The organism is Cytobacillus sp. IB215665 (assembly GCF_033963835.1).
Taxonomy (GTDB): Bacteria; Bacillota; Bacilli; order Bacillales; family SM2101; genus Nanhaiella.
The window spans coordinates 100,576-120,798 of the sequence record NZ_JAXBME010000010.1; the positions used below are offsets into that span (position 1 = coordinate 100,576).

Annotated in this window: 12 protein-coding genes; 11 read left to right on the forward strand and 1 reads right to left on the reverse strand. The window is 34.7% G+C overall.

From position 1 onward, the window contains the following. Positions 1-584 precede the first annotated feature (584 nt). Positions 585-1,958, reverse strand: a complete 1,374-nt coding sequence (locus SLH52_RS13200) for a tryptophanase (protein WP_320209744.1) — start codon at positions 1,956-1,958, stop codon at positions 585-587. An 886-nt stretch (positions 1,959-2,844) separates the two neighbouring features. On the opposite strand from SLH52_RS13200, the gene gshAB reads away from it, so the two are divergent. The 11 genes from gshAB (at position 2,845) to SLH52_RS13255 (ending at position 20,177) form a co-directional block, all read left to right on the forward strand. Continuing rightward, positions 2,845-5,166: a bifunctional glutamate--cysteine ligase GshA/glutathione synthetase GshB gene (gene gshAB / locus SLH52_RS13205; RefSeq protein ID WP_320209745.1), complete on the forward strand. Its 2,322-nt coding sequence runs from the start codon at positions 2,845-2,847 to the stop codon at positions 5,164-5,166. Positions 5,167-5,337: 171 nt separating this feature from the next. Continuing rightward, the gene (locus SLH52_RS13210; RefSeq protein ID WP_320209816.1) at positions 5,338-7,026 is read left to right on the forward strand and encodes an AMP-binding protein; all 1,689 of its coding nucleotides are present in this window, start codon (positions 5,338-5,340) and stop codon (positions 7,024-7,026) included. Positions 7,027-7,174: 148 nt separating this feature from the next. Further along, a complete protein-coding gene (locus SLH52_RS13215; protein WP_320209746.1) occupies positions 7,175-8,857 on the forward strand; it encodes an AMP-binding protein in 1,683 nt (560 codons plus the stop codon). A gap of 249 nt (positions 8,858-9,106) precedes the next feature. Continuing rightward, complete coding sequence (locus tag SLH52_RS13220) at positions 9,107-10,636, forward strand: glycoside hydrolase family 30 protein (protein ID WP_320209747.1); 1,530 nt, start codon at positions 9,107-9,109, stop codon at positions 10,634-10,636. A 141-nt stretch (positions 10,637-10,777) separates the two neighbouring features. Further along, entirely contained in the window at positions 10,778-11,755 is a 978-nt protein-coding gene (locus tag SLH52_RS13225) for a LacI family DNA-binding transcriptional regulator (RefSeq protein ID WP_320209748.1), read from the forward strand. Positions 11,756-11,985: 230 nt separating this feature from the next. Next, positions 11,986-13,239: an ABC transporter substrate-binding protein gene (locus tag SLH52_RS13230; RefSeq protein WP_320209749.1), complete on the forward strand. Its 1,254-nt coding sequence runs from the start codon at positions 11,986-11,988 to the stop codon at positions 13,237-13,239. 394 nt (positions 13,240-13,633) lie between these two features. After that, positions 13,634-14,542 carry a sugar ABC transporter permease gene (locus SLH52_RS13235; protein WP_320209750.1) on the forward strand — a complete coding sequence of 303 codons (909 nt, stop codon included), beginning with the start codon at positions 13,634-13,636 and terminating at the stop codon, positions 14,540-14,542. A gap of 9 nt (positions 14,543-14,551) precedes the next feature. Then, on the forward strand, positions 14,552-15,400 hold the full coding sequence (locus SLH52_RS13240) for a carbohydrate ABC transporter permease (RefSeq protein ID WP_320209751.1): 849 nt from the start codon (positions 14,552-14,554) through the stop codon (positions 15,398-15,400). A 31-nt stretch (positions 15,401-15,431) separates the two neighbouring features. Then, a complete protein-coding gene (locus tag SLH52_RS13245) occupies positions 15,432-17,372 on the forward strand; it encodes a glycoside hydrolase family 2 TIM barrel-domain containing protein (RefSeq protein ID WP_320209752.1) in 1,941 nt (646 codons plus the stop codon). Positions 17,373-17,401: 29 nt separating this feature from the next. Further along, on the forward strand, positions 17,402-18,019 hold the full coding sequence (locus SLH52_RS13250; protein WP_320209753.1) for a YesL family protein: 618 nt from the start codon (positions 17,402-17,404) through the stop codon (positions 18,017-18,019). 16 nt (positions 18,020-18,035) lie between these two features. Continuing rightward, positions 18,036-20,177 carry a beta-galactosidase gene (locus SLH52_RS13255; protein ID WP_320209754.1) on the forward strand — a complete coding sequence of 714 codons (2,142 nt, stop codon included), beginning with the start codon at positions 18,036-18,038 and terminating at the stop codon, positions 20,175-20,177. Positions 20,178-20,223: the final 46 nt, after the last annotated feature.

Genomic DNA, 20,223 nt, shown 5'->3' on the forward strand with positions numbered 1-20,223 from the left:
GGTTTTTATAACTATTTTAAATATTTCTACTTTTCTAACAATTTAAACTATTTTAATCAGTAACCATTTAATGTTAAAACTCTATGATTATTTGATGTTTTCTTACTAAGGGTAGTCACTTACACAATGAGTGTAACTGGGACTTTTCATCCTCCTTTGGGAAATAGGGTCAACTTAATATGAAAACAGTGAATTGTTATTATAAATACTGTACAGGGTGGTTAACAACAGGAACAGTTTTCATGCTTAGATGAAAAATAATGTTAGCTGTGCTTAAGCAGGTCAACTTTCATTAGTTGTGTGCGTGAAGAGAGGGTGCTCTGCCTTTGTTGAAAGGAGGGGATAAATGAAAAAGCTCTTTTCGAAAACTCTGCTGCTTTTCTCACTGACATTTGAGATACTGAAGTCTATTATATGATTTTTATATTCTTTATAAAAGAGAGAGATGCCAAGAATGTTAGTTATATTTGTATTTAGATATTGTTACGGAAAGGAACAATTAATTCGAAAACAGCCCATGAAAAAACCTTTTTCTAATGAAATGGATCATTCATAGAAAAAGGCGATTATTGTGTATTTTGTGGCTAGATAGGTTTAAAGCGAGCTGTAAAGTGACGAAGTATAGTTGGTTCATAAGTAAAATTAACTCCAGTAATTTGTGAACGCTTACGAGCTAATTTTCCTAACGATTCTGCAACATATTGAATGTGATTGTCAGTATATACTCTTCTCGGTATAGTTAATCTAAGTAATTCTAACTTTGACAATCCGTCTTTTCCAGATTTATTATCTCTTCCAAATAAAAGAGAACCGATTTCAACACCTCTAATACCACTTTCAATGTATAATTCACATGCCAACGCATGAGCTGGGAATTCGCTAGGTTCAATGTGTGGTAACAGCTTTTTTGCATCAACAAAAACGGCATGGCCTCCGATAGGCTCTTGAATGGGGATATCATAATTTACTAATAGTTTTCCTAATAACTGTACTTGGCTTATGCGATGGTGTAAATAATCAATTTCAACAACTTCATTTAATCCAACAGCAAGAGCTTGCATATCTCTACCAGTTAACCCTCCATACGTCGGAAAACCTTCTAATGGTACAATTGTTGAAGTACACTGTTGAAATAATTTCTCATCTTCCTTAATTACAATGAGTCCACCAATATTTACAAGTCCGTCCTTTTTGCCACTCATCGTTAAACCGTCTCCGTAGGCAAACATTTCTCTTACAATGGTACGTATATCTTTGTCTTTATAGCCATCTTCTCTCATTTTGATAAAATATGCATTCTCTGCAAAGCGGGCTGCATCGAAAATGACAGGTATGTGATATTTATTGGCGATTTTGGAAACAGCCTTTATGTTTTCCATAGAAACAGGTTGTCCCCCAGCACTATTACACGTAATCGTCACATTAATAAAAGCAATATTTTCCTCACCGTGCTGTTGTATATAAGATTCTAATTTATTTGTATCAAAATTCCCCTTAAAAGGATGCTGATTTGATGTATCGTATGCTTGAGAAATAACGAGGTTCACTGGGGTTCCACCATTCAACTCTATATGTGCTTTTGTTGTATCAAAATGCATATTTCCTAACACAGCTTGACCTTGCTTAATTAATTGTGAGAATAGAACTTGCTCTGAACCACGACCTTGATGAGTGGGGATGACATATTGATAATCTGTCAATTGTTGGACTGTTTCCTTTAAGTAATAGAAGCTACGACTTCCAGCATATGATTCATCCCCAAGCATGAGTCCAGACCATTGTCTGTCACTCATAGCACCTGTTCCACTATCTGTCAACAGGTCTATATATACATCTTCACTTTTTAATAAAAAAGGATTGTAACCGGCTTCTATTAACTTTTGTTTTCTTTCTTCTCTAGAAATCAACCGAATTGGCTCTATCATTTTTATTTTGTATGGTTCAGGTAATCTACTCATAAGGAAATTATCCCCCTTTTAAGATAGTTAGGCTCCTTTCGATAAATGGTACATTTATAAAAAGTAAAATACTAGGTCAGGCTACAGAGAGTATTATACGTAGAAAGGTAGAATGAAATGCTTGCTAGGTGGGAGAAAACAATTCATTCGAAAACAGCCAATAGATAGATAACACTAGATTGTATGCCCTACAATTTGAAATATGTATCAACGTCAGAACACCAGTACGGTAGTGTGTTAAAGTACATCTGATAATTTAAGTTGAATTATAGTTGACTATTAGAGGTTATCATAATAAGATGAGTACATATATCAAAAATATTTGATTAATACTAATTAAAGAGTGCAATGTCTAGTAATGTTGTTCATACATATGAAGTGGTTACGAATTTTGAACTTGAATCCTCGGCATTAAGCTTTCATTTATACATCTAACAGACGTTTTTAATGATCATAATCGACTTTGATAAATAAGTGTACTAAACTTCCGGGAACTTTAAGTTTTGAGATAATCATCAAATATTTTTGATTAATGTACAATAATTTGTATTAAAGCTGCTGTACATGGATTGTTTTTTACTATAAATAAGCTTCACGTGGCATTTTTCTTCGTTACAATGATGTCACCACATAAAACATCTATTGACAGTTATTATTTGGTAACAATAGTAACATTGTTTATAAAAGACTATTTTCGTAAACTTTGTTGTGATTGCGTTTATTTAGGAAACAAAAACTAATTTATGCAATTATCCTAATAAGATGCAACGAACGCTTCGCTTCTTCGTATTTATTTTTTAGTACGAAAAACAACAATCAATGCGAAAACAGTCTTACAAAAAGAGCAACATATTTAGATGAAATAAACATCAGAAGGAGTATGAGGATGTTGGAAACAATAAACTTGTTAAATACAATAAAAACATTAGGGCTTGAAAAAGAAGTATTTGAAGGGAATTTTGGATTAGAAAAGGAAAATGTCAGAGTCGATCGTACAGGTAAATTAGCTTTATCACCTCATCCAGTAGGATTTGGAAACAAGCTTCAAAACCCTTTTATCACAACTGATTTTTCTGAAAGTCAAATAGAAATGATTACACCTACATGTAACACATTACAAGAAAGCTATAACTTTCTTGAAAATATTAACCATATCGTCTCACTTGAGCTTGAGGATGAATATTTATGGCCTCAAAGCGCTCCTCCTCTATTACCTAATGAAGAATCGATTCCTATAGCTCGATATGATTCATCTGCAAAAGGTCACCGAGCTGAAGAGTATAGAATGAAGTTGGCTGAAAAATATGGGAAGAAAAAACAGCTCATTTCTGGTATCCATTTTAACTTTTCTTTTACAGACCATTTTCTACAAATGATACATCAACAATTAAGCAATGGGCCCTCATTTAAAGAGTTTAAAAATGAGGTTTATCTAAAAGTCAGTAGAAATTTCTTGAAATATAGATGGCTTCTTATCTATTTATTTGGGGCTAGTGTGTCTGAAAAATGTTTTGATTCGACATGTAATGATCGTTCACATAATAACTTAGAATATGGAAGCTCTTTCAGAAATGGGCTTTGTGGTTATAGAAATAAAACAAACTTTCATATTTCTCACCGTAATGTTGAAGAGTACTTACGTGATCTTAACACGTTAATTAAAACGGGAGAGATCAGTGGAGTTGAAGAATATTACAGCCCAGTTAAATTAAAACCTCATGATAAAAAGAATTATTTAAGCTCATTAAGTAAAGATGGCATTGCTTATGTAGAATTTAGGATTTTAGATCTTAACCCATTGCAAAAAGTGGGAATAGATCTAAATACACTAGAATTTTTCCATCTTTTTATCCTGTACACATTCTTTATCAATGAAAAGGAAACGAAGAGCATTGATCAAAATATAGCGTTAAAGAATCATAATCTCGTTGCAAGTTTAGGTAGAAAGCCACAGTTAATGTTGCTAAAAAATGAACACGAAAAAATAAGTATGCATGATTGGGGACATAACATATTGGATAAGATGTTAGATCTAGCCCGCCAACTTGGAATAAAAGAAAATATGTATAAAGAAATCATTAGAAGTGCCAAAGAGAAGATTGATAATCCAGAAATAACTATTTCTTCTGTGATATCGAAGGGGGTAAAGGAGGACTCGTATATTGATTATCACTTAAATTTAGCAGAACTTCATTTGAAGGAAAGTAAAAAAAAGAAATTTAACTTATTACACCATGAAGATCTTGAATTATCAACACAAATACTACTAATGAATGCGATTAAATCGGGCGTGAAATTTGAGATTTTAGACAGACAGGAAAATTTTGTATTATTGGACAATGGAATTCAACAAGAGTATGTGAAGCAAGCAACCAAAACGTCTTTGGATTCATATAGCACAGTCTTAATTATGGAGAACAAACTAGTAACTAAGAAAGTACTAAACCATGCGGGGATAAAGGTTCCTAATGGTGAATACTATAATAATATAAATGAGGCAAAAAACGCTTATCATTTGTTTTGCAATCAGGATATAGTTATTAAACCAAAGTCAACAAACTTTGGAATAGGAATTACAATTTTAAAAAACGGGTTCTCGCAACACTTATTTGAAAAAGCAGTAGAAATAGCTTTTACACATGACGCTTCTATCCTTATTGAAGAATTTGTTGATGGAAAAGAATATAGATTTCTTGTTATCGGTGATGATGTTGTTGGGATACTTAATAGAGTTCCTGCTAATGTCATTGGAGATGGATATAGTAACATAACGAAATTAGTCGTAGAAAAAAACAAAGACCCCTTGAGAGGAAAGGGATATAAGACTCCATTGGAAAGAATAGATTTAGGGGAGCCTGAAAAGTTGTTTTTACGAGAACAAGGAAAAGACTTTATGTATATACCTAAGCATGGTGAACGAATATTTTTAAGAGAAAATTCTAATATTAGCACGGGTGGTGACAGTATTGACTACACTGATGAGATTCCAGTCGAGTATAAAATGGTTGCAATAAAGGCGGCTAAAGCAGCTGGCGCAACTATTTGTGGTGTAGACATGGTGATTCCTGATATAACTAAAAAAAATATTGAAGAAAACTATGCAATCATAGAATTGAACTTTAATCCTGCTATACACATCCATAGCTTCCCGTATAAAGGGAGGAATAGAATGCCTGGACAAAAAATTATAAAAGCTCTCGGGTTCTAAAGGGATAGTCCCTCATCCCACTAAGATGTTACGCATTAGTGAGATGGGGGGATGTTAATTACTAAATAATTAAAAAATTCAAAATATAATAGACAACTTTCAAATTTCATTTATACTTAAAATAAGAGCCTAATTGAAAATAGGTAAAAAGGGGGATGAAATGTGGAGAATATAGAACAAGTAGAAAAGATTTGGACTGAGCATTACCCTAAGGAAGTACCAAAATCACTTAAATATGAAGAAAAAACGATGCAGGAATTTTTGAAGGAAACTGCTAACAAAATGCCAGAAAAGAAAGCGCTTCACTTTCTAGGGAAAGAAATGACATTTGCTGAACTGTATGAACAAGCGCTTAAGTTTGCTAATTTCTTAAAAGAAAAGGGCTTTAAGAAGGGTGACACAGCTTCCATAATGCTACCTAATTGTCCTCAATCTGTTATTGGTTATTTTGGAGTATTTTTGGCAGGTGGAGTAGTTGTCCAAACAAATCCTTTATATATGGAAAGAGAGCTAGAGCATCAGCTAGTAGATTCTAGTGCAACTTTTATTTTATGCCTTGACTTACTATATCCCAAAGTAATGAATGTAAAAGGTAAGACAAAAATTGAACACATCATTGTAACTTCCATCAAAGATTACCTGCCATTTCCGAAAAACCTCATCTATCCTTACATTCAGAAAAAACAACATGGAATTGTAGTTACTATAGAAGAAGATAGTAATACCCATAAATTAAAGAGTATTCTCAAGAACTATGAAGCCAATGAGTTGAGCATCGAAGTATCTCCAGATGAAATCGCTTTACTACAATATACGGGTGGTACAACTGGTTTATCAAAAGGAGTAATGCTCACACATAATAATTTAACATCAGTTACAACTATGTGCCATCATTGGTTATATAAAAATAATGATAAAGAAAATATAGTTTTAGGTATTTTACCATTTTTTCATGTTTATGGCTTATCCACAGTCTTAAATTTCTCAGCATTATATGGAGCAAAAATGATTTTGTTACCTAAATTCGACGCTGGTGATGCATTAAAAGCAATTGATAAACATAAGCCAACTGTATTTCCAGGGGCACCGACAATATTTATTGCATTATTGAATCATCCAAAAATTAAGGATTATGATTTGACTTCGATTCAAGCATGTATATCGGGTTCAGCACCTCTGCCATTAGAAGTACAAGAACAATTTGAAAAAGTAAGTGGTGGAAGGCTTGTTGAAGGTTATGGACTGACTGAAACATCAGCGGTTGCTCTAGCAAATACCGTGTGGGAAAAGCGCAAATTAGGAAGTATTGGTATCCCATTTCCTGATACAGATGGCATCATCTTTTCTATGGAGACAGGAGAACCTGCAAAAGTAAATGAAATTGGTGAGATCGCTATTAAAGGACCGCAAGTTACTCAAGGTTATTGGAATCGTCCGGAAGAAAATGAGGCTTCTTTCAAAGATGGATGGTTTTTAACAGGAGATTTAGGATATGTCGATGAAGAAGGATTTTTCTACATAGTCGACCGCAAAAAAGATATGATTATTGCTGGTGGCTATAATATTTATCCTCGTGAAATAGAAGAGGTGCTATATGAAAATAGCAAAATACTAGAGGCAGTTGCCGCAGGAGTTCCAGACGCTTATCGTGGTGAAACCGTGAAAGCATACATTGTACTTAAAGAGGGAGAAGAGTGTACCGAAGAAGAACTAGATGCTTTTTGCCGCAAGCACTTGGCTGCTTATAAAGTACCGAAAATCTATGAGTTCCGGGAGGAATTACCGAAAACAGCAGTAGGAAAAATACTGCGTCGTGCTTTAGTTGACGAAGAAAAAGAAAAACAGAAAAAAGCTAATTAGGAGTTTGACCCCCAGTACGTTAATGTAATAAAGTGCTGGGGGTCAAACCTATTATATTAAAAAAATTCAAAAATATATTAAAAAACTAACAATTTTGTTTTATACTAGTAATGTGTATATGTCTTGTAATGTCGAAAGGGGAAAAAAGATGGGAAAAGAAAAAGTCTGGTTTCAGCATTATCCGAAGGAAATTCCGACTTCTATTGCATATGAGGAAAAAACATTACACCAGTATTTGAAGGAATCGGCATTAGAGTACCCAGAAAAGAAAGCGCTTCATTTTCTTGGGAAAGAAATGACATTTCGTCAAGTCTATGACCAGTCATTATCATTTGCAAATTTTTTAGTCGACAAGGGGTTAAAAAAAGGGGATCGAGTTTCAATTATGCTTCCGAACTGTCCCCAAGCGGTTATTGGATATTATGGAGTACTACTTGCAGGGGGAGTAGTAGTTCAAACAAATCCTTTATATATGGAAAGAGAACTAGAACATCAGCTTATTGATTCAGGTGCAACGTTCATTTTGTGTCTTGATTTATTATATCCAAAAGTAATGAACGTAAAAGGGAAATCAAATATAGACCACGTCATTGTAACTTCCATCAAAGATTATCTTCCATTTCCAAAAAACATGATTTTTCCTTATATACAAAAAAAGCAATCAGGTATTGTAGTTAAAATTGAAGAAAATAGTAAGACACATTTATTTAAGAACGTGTTGAAAAATTATGACCCAAAAGAAATCCATATTAAATTCAGCCCTTACGAAGACTTGGCATTACTACAATATACAGGAGGAACTACCGGTTTATCCAAAGGAGTAATGCTAACACATATGAACTTAGTGTCTGAAACAACAATGTGTAATTACTGGATATATAAATCCAAAAAAGGAAATGAAAGCGTTTTAGGTTTACTACCCTTCTTTCACGTTTATGGAATGACAACGGTTATGAATTATTCGATTATGTATGCAGCTAAAATGATATTATTACCAAAGTTTGATGCTCAAGATACACTTAAAGCTATTGATAAACACAAGCCTACAATCTTTCCAGGTGCTCCAACAATTTATATAGCTTTATTAAACCACCCAAAAATCAATGAGTATGACCTATCGTCCATTGAAGCATGTATAAGTGGTTCGGCACCTTTACCTGTAGAGGTTCAGGAACAATTTGAAAAAATTAGTGGAGGACGTCTAGTAGAGGGGTATGGACTTACTGAAACATCACCTGCTGTTATTGCTAACATGGTATGGGATAAGAGGAAAGTTGGGAGTATTGGTGTGCCTTGGCCAGATACTGATGCAATGATACTTTCCATGGAAACTGGCAAGTCTGCTGAAGTAAATGAAATTGGTGAAATTTTAGTTAAAGGACCACAAGTCATGAAAGGGTATTGGAATCGACCAGAAGAAACTGAAGCAACTCTTAAAGATGGCTGGTTATATACTGGAGACTTAGGCTATATGGACGAAGATGGATTTTTCTTCATTGTCGATCGTAAAAAGGACATGATCATTGCAGGCGGCTATAATATATACCCTAGAGAAATAGAAGAGGTTCTATATGAAAATGAAAAGATCCAAGAAGCGATTGTAGCTGGTATACCAGATCCTTATCGTGGTGAAACCGTAAAAGCATATGTAGTAATTAAAGAGGGTCAACATTGTACAGAAGAAGAGCTGGATGCCTATTGTAGAAAGCACTTGGCAGCTTATAAAGTTCCTAGAATTTATGACTTCCGTGATGAACTTCCAAAAACAGCAGTTGGAAAAATCTTACGTAGAGCGTTAGTGGACGAAGATAAAGCAAAGCTGCAAGCCTAATTATTAAAGTCGGTCTACCATTAGTTTTGGTAGTACCGATTTTTTTAACTCAGTATGTATATTTATAAAAATGAAAGTGAAACTTAGAAATATTGAATTCTATAGTCAGAAAAGAATTAAGAAAAAATATGTATTGACGTTGTGACATCCATTTTATAAAATTCTAATGTAATTTAATATCGTGTTTTACATACACACTTATTTTATTATGATAACGTTATCATAAAAAGAATCGAGGGAGGGTTATTGATGCTAGAGGAGAAGAGAGGTTTGTTTATAACGATCCTACTTACTTGTATTATTGTTGGTATAGGAGTAGTGATTGTATCGGGTAATAATATATTAAGTAATAAAAAAGCGGAACCTGCTGAAGTTTGGGTTACAAAAGGTGATGAAAGCATTCTATTAGAACGTCAAGAAGACCTTGTGTGGGGTAAAGGTTTATCAAAGGAGGATGATGATTACACAGAAATTCTTGTTGATGGTAAAAATCAATATCAAGAATTTTACGGATACGGTGCTGCTGTATCACATAGCTCAGCGTACAATATAGTCAATTCCCCCGAGCGTAATGAAATATTAGAAAGTTTATTTTCAACAGAAAATGGAATAGGACTTTCAGTTGTCAGAGTGCCTATGGGCTCAAGTGATTTTGTGGGACCTGTATTTGGAGAAAGAAAGCATTATACTTATAATGACCTAGAGGATTCATATGAAACTGACAATGAATTAACAAATTTTTCAATTGAACCAGACAAAGAATTTATCATTCCAGTTCTCAAACAAATTAAAGAAATCAATCCTAATGTAAAGATAGTATCTGTTCCATGGAGTGCCCCTGCTTGGATGAAAACAACGCATTCGTTATTAGGTGGAGCTTATTTGACAGAATTTAATGATGTTTATGCAAATTATTTTGTCAAATATATTAAGGCATATGAAAATGAGGGACTTACGATCGATTATGTCTCTGTTCAAAATGAACCTCATTTTATGCATGGAGATTACCCAACTATGTATATGGAGCATTTTGAACAGGCTGATTTTGTTGGGAATTTTTTAGGTCCAGCCTTTGAAGCAAATGGGATTGAAACAAAAATTATGGGCTGGGATCACAATTTTACAGATAACAATACTAGAGCTGAAGAAGACATCGCTAATTATGGTTCGGTTCTCCTTGAAGATGATTATGCTTCAAAGTATATTTCAGGCATAGCATTTCATGGTTACGAAGCTGATGGGATTAAGGATTTCGGTAAAGCGTTTGATAAAATAAGTGAACAATTTCCTAATGCTGAACTATATATGACAGAAATAACAGGTGGAGGTTGGGCTACGAATTTTAAAGACAATCTTCTGTGGAATATGGAAAATATCATTCTAGGTACTCCATTACATAATTCAAGTATGGTATTATTATGGAACCTAGCATTAGATGAGCAATCTGGGCCTCATTTAGGAGGCTGTGGTAATTGCCGTGGTGTGTATACAGTTGATAATGATGAGAATATAGTTAGAAAAGAAGTCGAATATTATGCGCTTGGGCAAGTAAGTAAATTTGTTCATCCGATAAATGATGAAAACCCTATTCGAATAGACGCAAAAAATGATAATTCACAATTAGATGTAGTTGCCTTTATGAATCCTGATCAATCAATCGTAGTTTCAATTGCAAATAAGAATTCAGAAAACGATCAAAATATATCAATTCGTTGGAGAGGAAACATAGGAGAATACACAGTTCCACCTGCAAGTGTTGTTACGTTAAAATGGAAATGATAGTTATATAAATGTCGATCAGGTGAAAAGATAATTCAATTCATATAATTGTATGAAAAAAACAAGTGAAACTTATTGACGTTAATTATCGTCGGGAGTATAATATCAATGTAAACGTTAACAGTCGCATAGGGGGAAAACATGGCCACAATGAAGGATGTGGCGAAAGCCGCTGGTGTCTCGATAATAACCGTTTCAAGGGTGATTAATACACCTGAGAAGGTGAAGCTAGAGACGAGAGAAAAAATAATGAAATATATGAAAGAACTTGACTTTAAACCGAATCATGCTGCGAAGGCTCTTGTTTCTAATCGAACAAAGGTGATTCACGTATACATTCCAATTAGGCTTGAAGCTGCTAATCCATTCGTAATGAATGTGATTGCCGGTATTAGTGAGGAGTTAAGTAAATCTTACTATTCATTCCTTTTGAGAAGAGATCGTGACATCCCTTTGAAATGTGATGGTATTATTGCAATGGGTTTAGATAAGACAGATGACGATTGGCTGGCTAGTTTAATGGATATACCTATTGTGTTATTCGGACACACCGACCTAAATATTGATTGGTTAGATGTTGACAACAAAAAAGGGTCTTATTTAATGACTGACCATATTATTAAGCAAGGTCATCAACGGATTGGTTTCATTGGTATTAATGAAAACAAACGTTTTGCAACTGATCGATTGCACGGTTTTTGTGAAGCACTCCATGATCATGAAATTAGAGTCGAGAATAAATTTATGAGATTTACAGCAAATGAAGAAAATTGCGGATATGAAAAAACACTTGATTTACTAACAAAAGAAAATGTAACCGCACTCTTTTGTTCAAGCGATGTACTCGCATTAGGTGCGATGAGAGCAGCTAGGACATTAAGAAGGAAAGTTCCTGAAGAAATATCGATTTCAGGGTTTGATGGGTTAGGCATAGATTTATTATCTTATCCATCACTAACTACGATTGAGCAACCTGTTTATGATGCTGGGAAACAGCTAGCTAGAATGGTCTTAGAAAGAATTGAGAACCCAGAAGGTGCAGTCGTTCAACAGATGATGAAGCCGTCATTAGTTAAACGAAATTCTGTTAGCAGCATTAACCAGAGTCAGTTAGATTAGTGATACATCATTAGTAGTATGCTTATTAGATACTGAAAAAAACTTTTGGATTCATGCTATGGGTCTATAAAGTTTTTCAATTAAATGTTAACGTTAACACCTTAAGGAGGTGGATTAACTCATATTTTAGTAGGACGTCCTATTAAAGATGATTGTCATATTTTTGAATACCATTAGTGAAATCTCTACAAACTAATAGAAAATATTGAACTATAAGGAGGAACTTAACAATGATTAACATGAAAAAATTCATGCCATTTGCGTCAGCTGTTGCTCTAACAATTGGTTTAGCCGGTTGTGGTACTGCTGATGAAGGAGATAAAGCTGGAGGTGCCGAAGGGGGCAATGAAATTGAATTTTGGGCTTATGAGCCAGGTTCAAAAGAACATAAAGACTCTTTAAATGCACTAATTGACGAGTATGAAGAAGCAAATGACGTAACAGTAAAAACTTCATATATTCCAAAGGATGATTTTAATACGAAGTTAAATAGTGCAATTGCTGTTGGGAAAAACCCTGACGTTTCATATTTAGACCAACCGTTAGTGCCAAAGTTTGCTGAAGATGGTACGTTACTACAACTAGATGAATATGCAGATGGTGAAAATGGTATTGATCGTACGCAATATTTCACAGGCGCATTCGATACGAATGTAGTAGATGGAAACTTATTTGGATTACCACTTAATCAAACGACTGTAGCTCTTTTCTATAATAAAGATTTAGTACCTACACCACCAGCAACTTGGAATGATTGGGTAGCAATGGCAGAAGAGGTGTATGTGAAGGATCAAATCGGTGCTTATGAAGGAGTCGGTACTGGTGGCTGGGCAGCTTGGTTATTCCCTGCTTTTGTTCATAGTGGAGGCGGAAGTATGGTAAATGCAGATGAGACTGAAGCGACATTTGGTGAAGAGGCAGGAGTTGAAGCTGCAGAATTGTTGAACAGCTTATACAAATACTCGGATTTAGCAGTTCGTGACAGCCAAGATGCTTTCGGAAATGGTAAACTTGCAACGAAAATTAGTGGCCCATGGGAAATTGACGCATTCAAAAACAACTTCCCTGACTTAAACTTTGGTGTTGCATTAATTCCTTCTAAAGAAGGTGTTCAATCTTATTCAAATATCGGTGGAGATAACATCGTAGTATATGAAAATAGTGATAGTCCTGAAGCGGCATGGGGATTAGTTAAATTTTTAACATCTAAAGAAAATTCAATTGCAGTTGCTGATATTACAGGTAATTTCCCTGTTCAATTAGAAGCAGCTGAAGATCCTAAATATGCAGAAGATGAAAATCTATCAGTATTTTTACAACAAATGGAAACAGCTGTTGCACGTCCACGCTTAACAGATTGGTTAAAAGTTAATGATGAGGTTATTGGTACTGCTTTAGAAGAAATAACATTAAGTGGTAAAGATGCAAAAGAAACATTAGGTGCAGCACAAGATAGAGCAAACGATATTTTATTTAGTGAATAATCTAAAGTGTTTGTTGGTAGAATATACCGTTTGATAAAGACACTGATATATCAATGTTCTACACTTTCAACTAGGGGCGTCTAAAAGTCGTGAATTGACTTTTTGGACATCCCCTTCTTTTCAAAAGGCTCATTTTTGTAAATTGGCTTGATATTTTACTATCATCGAGGGTAAGTTAAATTTGTTTGTTGTGGTGATGTGGCGAAAACAATCAATGCTAAAGCGTTATAGTTATACTTAACAAAATTTAGTCATGTAAATAATCAAATTGTTTGTATGATTTGTTCACAATTTAGGAAAAGATCTTGGCATTTTCCTAAATTGCAAATGAGATTCATGTGAACATAAGACAATTAATAATTAATTTGCGGGGAAAAAGAGGTGAATCTAGAGTATGAGTATGTCTAGAAAAAAAGGTAAAAGCATCAAAAAAGGTTCCCTTAATGATCAAACTAAGATTGGTTATTTATTCATTTTACCAATGATCATTTATTTTAGTATATTTTTATTACTACCTATTTTATTATCATTTGTGCTAAGTTTCACAGAATGGAACATGAGAAGCACACCTAAGTTTGTTGGCTTTGAAAACTATACGAATTTACTTTTTGATTCGGTGAAATATCCAAATTTTTGGCCTTCATTATTGGTAACGTTAAAATATATTCTCTTTAGTTTACCAGTTGGGATACTTCTTGCACTTATTTTGGCATCTGCATTAAATGCAAATGTAAAAGGAGAAGGTTTCTTTAAAACAGCATATTACGTTCCAAATGTAACTTCATTTGTTGCTGTCGCAGCTATGTGGGTGTTTTTATTAGATCCCCTCATTGGGATGGTTAATCAACTATTGGGAATCAATCATAGTTGGCTGGGTAGTGTAACAACTGCGTTACCTGCATTAGCGGTGATGGGTATTTGGACAGGATTAGGTTATAACATCTTGATTATTATTTCAGCGATGAAGGGAATTCCAGATAGTGTTTATGAAGCGGCCAAAATCGATGGAGCTAATCCAATTCAACGCTTCATCTATATTACATTACCTATGATTCAACCGACGATATTCTTTTTACTCGTTACAGGACTAATAGCAAGCTTTCAAGTTTTCGACCCAATGTATTTAATGACAAAGGGTGGTCCTGATGGGTCAACGATGTCGTACATGTTGAGTTTATACAACCATGCATTCCGTTATTTTGAAATGGGAACTGCATCGGCTATGTCTTACATTTTGTTAGTTATCATATTAATCGTTACTTGGATTAACTTTAAGTTTGTTCCAGAAAAGATGGATGAGTAGGTGAATGTGATGAAGATTAAATTGGATAGAATATTTTTATATATTTTCTTGTCAATATTCGCAGTGATTCTTGTAGGACCATTTATTTGGTTAGCCTCTTCGTCTTTTAAAGAAAGTAAAGATATATTTTCAACTACTTTTTCTCTTTTGCCAAGACACGATGATGGCAGTATATATTTCAGTTTTGATAACTACAAGTACGCCTTTGAATATTTAAATTTAGGTACGCTATTTTTTAATACATTGTTTGTAGCGGTTATTGCAACTTTCGTTAACTTAATTTTAAATTCTTTAGCTGGTTATGCTTTTGCACGGTTGAATTTTCGAGGTAGGGAAGTCATTTTTAAAATTCTACTAGTCTCACTTATGATTCCTAGTACAGTATTACTTGTGCCTAATATGATCATTGTAAATCAGCTTGGACTTTATGATACACTTTGGGCGCTCATCTTGCCGTTTACGATGAGTGTATATAATGTATTTTTGATGCGCCAACATTTCTATAGTTTATCTAAAGAGCTTGAAGAAGCAGCAATCATCGATGGTGCTAGTTGGTTTACTATTTTTTGGAAAATTGCGATGCCATTAGCTAAACCGATACTTGTTATTTTGGGGATTTTCACATTTATGTGGAACTACAATAACTACATGTGGCCATTAGTTGTTATAACAACACCAGAAAATTACACATTATCTCTCGGTTTAGGTGCACTAATAAGTGCAGCAGATAAGAATGCCGAGTTATACCCTGTAATGATTGCAGGTTCGGTTATGGTTGCATTACCACTCATTATTGTTTTCTTATTCTTACAGAAGCACATCATGAAGGGTATTAATATTGGTGGAGTAAAAGGTTAATTAATATGGTATATGAAAAGGTTGGGTAAGGATGTATTTACAATCAACGTTGTCATTTAAAACGATCAAAGGTCATGAAGTTCCATTCCAAAATGGAACTGTATTGCCCTCTTTTGATCCACAAAAGAGGCAATCAATTTCTTTAGCAGGTGAATGGAAAAAAAAGAGATTTCAAGCCAATCATGAACATACGATGGCGAAACGAACAGCTGAGTGGGTTAAATCGACAGAGGAAAATGCTCAAGGTATCACAAACGTCCAGTATAATGATGAACGTTTGAACACTCACAGCATACCTTTGCCTGAAAATGCGATGACAGGAGAAGCCAGTATCCACGGTGTGGAAACGTATGAGGATGGTGTTTGGTATCGTCGAACTTTTTCTGTCCCTTCGGATTGGGAAGAAAAAGAAGCAATACTAAAAGCATACGCTATCAGTTATGTTGCTGATATTTGGATTAATGGTAAGTATGTAGGTGTTCACGAAGGTGGTTATACACCATTTGCATTTAATATTACAAATTTTGTACGAGCTGGTGAAATTAATACTATAGTCATTCGAGTTGATAACCCACCGTGGGGGAGTCGCTATGACATTATTCCAGCTACAGAAGGAACCGATTTCTTCAATTATACAGGCATTATTCATGACCTATTTATTGAGGCATCTTCTCCTGTACAAATAAGCAGGTGTGATATTGTACCAGTTGATACATCAGGAAAAGTAAAGGTGAAATTAGTTGTTGAAAACCATAGTGAAATAGCAGAAAATATATCAGTTTCATTAAAGTTCTTTCAAGGTAATGAACAATCACCATCCTATTTGCAATCGCCGTATGCAGAGGATATAAAAGGTGAACGGCAGCATATTTCCGGTACGAGCGAGCAAACATTGCACGTTGAAGCTAATGGTGTGGCGATTTGGACGACGGAAATAACAATAGACAATGCAAAGCTGTGGGATATTAGAAAGCCAAATTTATACGTTTGCCAGGTTGAGCTTTCTAATGAGCATTCTATTATAGATCAATTTTTTACCCAGACTGGAATTCGTACGGTTGCCACTAATGGGACAAAGATTACATTAAATAACAAACCTATCTTTCTTGTTGGTTTAGCAAGGCATGAAGAATGGCCTAATTTTGGAAGAACTGCTTCTTTTGATCGTATCGTTAATGATTTATTACAAATGAAAGACTTATCAATAAATTTTGTGAGAACATCACATTATCCTAATCACATTTACACTTACATTATCCTTGATCGATTAGGTCTTACAGCAAAGAGTGAAATACCATTATGGCAATTTGAGAAAGAGCATTATGAGGCTGAAGAAACTAGGCTTCATGCACAACAAATGTGGCGCGAAATGGTGTTATCAAACTATAATCGTCCATCTATTATTTTGTGGAGTACGCAAAATGAATCTGTTGAGGTTGTATTAAGAAAGAAGCATAATAAACGATTAGTGAATGACTTACGTATGAAGTATAACGATCATCGACTCATTACGCAGAGCGCAGCAGCTGACCAGCCAGGATATTGGGATGAATCCGTAGAACCACTCGACGTTGCAGGGTGGACGATGTATTTCGGTGTTTTTCATGGCAGTACACCGTATGAAGGCACGAAAAACTTTTTAGAACAGGCTCATAAGGCATGGCCGGACAAGCCTATCTTAAATACAGAATACGGATACTGGTCCCGAGAGGATGGCAGTGAGAAGGATAAACAAGTACACATTTATACTGAAACTTTGCGAGCTTTGCTCGAAAAAGCTACTGTTACACCAGATGGCCATGAAAATAACGAGGGTTTTTTAGCTGGCATTAATTATTGGACTGTCTATGACTGGTATATAAACCATAATCAATTTTATCAAACGATGGGCCTATTTGAGATGGACCGCAAAACAACAAAGCCTGTATTTGATCATTTAAAACGGGACTACAAAAAATTAACAAACTTATAAGTTGAATGGGGAAAAAGGGGAGAAAATAGATGCTTAAATCTTCAGCTGGGCGACGACTTTATTTTATTACTGATATGTTATTTCAGTTCATTGTTCTGAATGTACTATGGTTTCTTTTTACAGTCGTTGGTTTAGTTTTTTTTGGAGTTTTTCCAGCATCTATAGCTGTTTGTTATCTTATGAAAAAACGTATTGTTGAACAGGATAACATCCCTATTTTTTCAACATTTTGGGCAATATATAAACAAAACTTCGTTCGAGGAAATATCCTTGGCGTTTTAACGGCAGCTGTTTCATTTATGTTGTATCTCGATTTTCAAATCATACAGCAATTTAACAACATGGTAGTGACGATCTTTGGTATAGGGCTAGTAATTGTCAGTATGTTCTTATTAATAACGATTTTTTATTCACTTCCATTAATATCAATCACAACAGATTCATCCTTTAAAGTGATAAAAAATGCGTTTTTATTAGGAGTTGCCAACCCGGTAGTAACATTAATGATATTTATCGTAATATTGTCAATACGAGTTATCTATGGTTATTTCCCAACCATAATACCGCTGTTTGGAATTATGCCTTTGTTACTCACCTTTACTGTAGCTTTTCATAAAAGCTTTAACAGACTAGAACAAACAATATAGAATGGGGGATACCCAAATGATTAATGTAAAAGATGGAGTTTTATACCGCGATGGGAAACCATTTGTGTTTATTTCAGCAGATTATCCGTACTACCGAGACTATCCAGAGAATTGGTCAGATCGACTGGATACATTAAAAGAAGCAGGAATCGAAGTTGTTACATTTTACGTTCCGTGGAGACATCATCATTTAAAGATTGATGGAAAAGATGTGATAGATTTTTCTGGGGAAACTCAAGGGAATCGCGACGTACTTTCATTTATTAAACTAGTTGAAGAAAAAGATATGTTTGCAGTTGTAAAACCAGGGCCTTTCATTCATGCTGAAACTGATTTTGGTGGACTACCTGATTTTGTTGAAGGTGGTAAAGAGTTTGAAGCAATGCTAGATAATGAAGGAAAAGAGCGAAAATGGCATAAAAACCTACCTGCTGCTTTTGATCCAGCTTTTACAAATGCAGTGCAGGATTGGTATAAAGTATGTGATGAAACTGTAATTAAGCCATTTACGTACCCAGCAGGACCTGTAATCGCGTTACAAATTTTAAATGAAGGATTATATTCAGACGGACAACATAGTGTTTTAGCGTATGATTACTCTCCGAGTGGATTAGAATATCATGCAGAAAGATTGCAAAAGCAGTTTGGCTCAATTGACAAGTATAATGACATGTTTGGTTCAAGTTATACTTCATATCAAGATATCCCTGTGCCTAGGTCTTTTGATATTCATACGAAAGAAAATGTTAAAGATATTTTACCTTATTTACACTGGGCTGAGACACAAAATCGTTATTTAGGTGATCTATACACAAATTGGGGTAGTGCAATTGATTCAACATTACCAGTTTTCAACAATATAAACCCTCCGTTAAATGAGGCAAAAGGTTTTGATTTTTGGTTAACACGTGTAGTACCAGAACATTGGGATGTTAGCTATGGTTTTACAAACTGGATTGGTGTCGTTTCTCATGATGAAACAGCATTTTTACGATACTTACTTCTCGTAAAACGTGATAGAGGTATAAATCTAGAGGAAAACTGGGGCTTTTCAGATCCACTATATGATTGGCGTTATATTTATCACCATGTACCATTTTACCAAACAGTGTTAGCTATGGGACTTGGGGCTACAGGCTTTAATGTATATACTGGTATTTCTACTGACGGGTGGACTGATGAGCTTGATTCAATTCATGCACGTCCGTACCCTGACTGCTCACCTATTTCAGAAAAGGGTGAAACAGGGGAGAAATACGAAGCGTTAAAAGTCCTAGTTTCGTATTTAAAGGAAAATGAACAGCTAATTACCGAAGGAAAGCGCGGAAATGAAAACGCGTGGGGGCTATATGCACCATATAGTTACTTAGCTTCATTTGGTATTGAGGATCGTGATTTTGAAAAATTGGGTGTGAAGGCACCACATTCAGGCTATAAAGCAATGGAATCATTTATGCTTACGATGTTAAAAGAACAGCGGGAATTTGGGATTGTTAATATTGAAACAGCTTCTTTGGAAGAATTACAACAGCAAGGTGCAATCTCAATTGTAGGTGGCTTCTTTATGCACAGGGCTGTACAGGAGAAGTTATTACAATATGTAAATAACGGTGGTAAACTATTCTTCTTCGGTGAAGTTCCACAATACGATGAAGCAATGGATAAATGTGATATCTTAGCAAGTGTAATTACTGATTCTAAACGATACAATACAGTTGAACATGGAGATGGAATTGTAGTGTATTATCCAGAAAATCCATTCTCATCATGTGGAATCTCACCTACATTTGCACATTTAATGAATATTCATATTGAAGAGTCGCGTGTCGTTGGTGACGAATGTTATACGTTTTTATATGAGCTAGACGGTAAAAAATCATTATATGTCTTAAGTAATTCACAAATTGAAAAAGAACATAACCTGAGCATAGATGGTGAACAAATATCTATTTCACTTCCTGCAAAAGGTTGTGCAATAATCACTTTAACAAGCGAAGAAATTATATCATGTGTAGTAAAAGGCATTAACGATTACGATGAATCATTCGTTACTCCAGCTGTGTCATACCGTGGACAAACTGTTAAAGCTGATGCACCTTGTGACTTTTATTACAGCAAGCATTCAAATATTAGCTCTCAAGTCAACAAAAAGGGATAATACAATAATGTGACATTTGTTACTTTTTTGTAACTAATTGTCGATG

Excerpts from the sequence above, each read along its gene's own strand:
- SLH52_RS13220 (WP_320209747.1), top strand. The coding sequence starts at position 9,107 with ATGCTAGAGGAGAAGAGAGGTTTGTTTATAACGATCCTACTTACTTGT.
- SLH52_RS13240 (WP_320209751.1), top strand. The coding sequence starts at position 14,552 with ATGAAGATTAAATTGGATAGAATATTTTTATATATTTTCTTGTCAATA.
- gshAB (WP_320209745.1), top strand. The coding sequence starts at position 2,845 with ATGTTGGAAACAATAAACTTGTTAAATACAATAAAAACATTAGGGCTT.
- SLH52_RS13230 (WP_320209749.1), top strand. The coding sequence starts at position 11,986 with ATGATTAACATGAAAAAATTCATGCCATTTGCGTCAGCTGTTGCTCTA.
- SLH52_RS13255 (WP_320209754.1), top strand. The coding sequence starts at position 18,036 with ATGATTAATGTAAAAGATGGAGTTTTATACCGCGATGGGAAACCATTT.
- SLH52_RS13215 (WP_320209746.1), top strand. The coding sequence starts at position 7,175 with ATGGGAAAAGAAAAAGTCTGGTTTCAGCATTATCCGAAGGAAATTCCG.
- SLH52_RS13235 (WP_320209750.1), top strand. The coding sequence starts at position 13,634 with ATGAGTATGTCTAGAAAAAAAGGTAAAAGCATCAAAAAAGGTTCCCTT.
- SLH52_RS13200 (WP_320209744.1), bottom strand. The coding sequence starts at position 1,958 with ATGAGTAGATTACCTGAACCATACAAAATAAAAATGATAGAGCCAATT.
- SLH52_RS13250 (WP_320209753.1), top strand. The coding sequence starts at position 17,402 with ATGCTTAAATCTTCAGCTGGGCGACGACTTTATTTTATTACTGATATG.
- SLH52_RS13245 (WP_320209752.1), top strand. The coding sequence starts at position 15,432 with ATGTATTTACAATCAACGTTGTCATTTAAAACGATCAAAGGTCATGAA.
- SLH52_RS13225 (WP_320209748.1), top strand. The coding sequence starts at position 10,778 with ATGGCCACAATGAAGGATGTGGCGAAAGCCGCTGGTGTCTCGATAATA.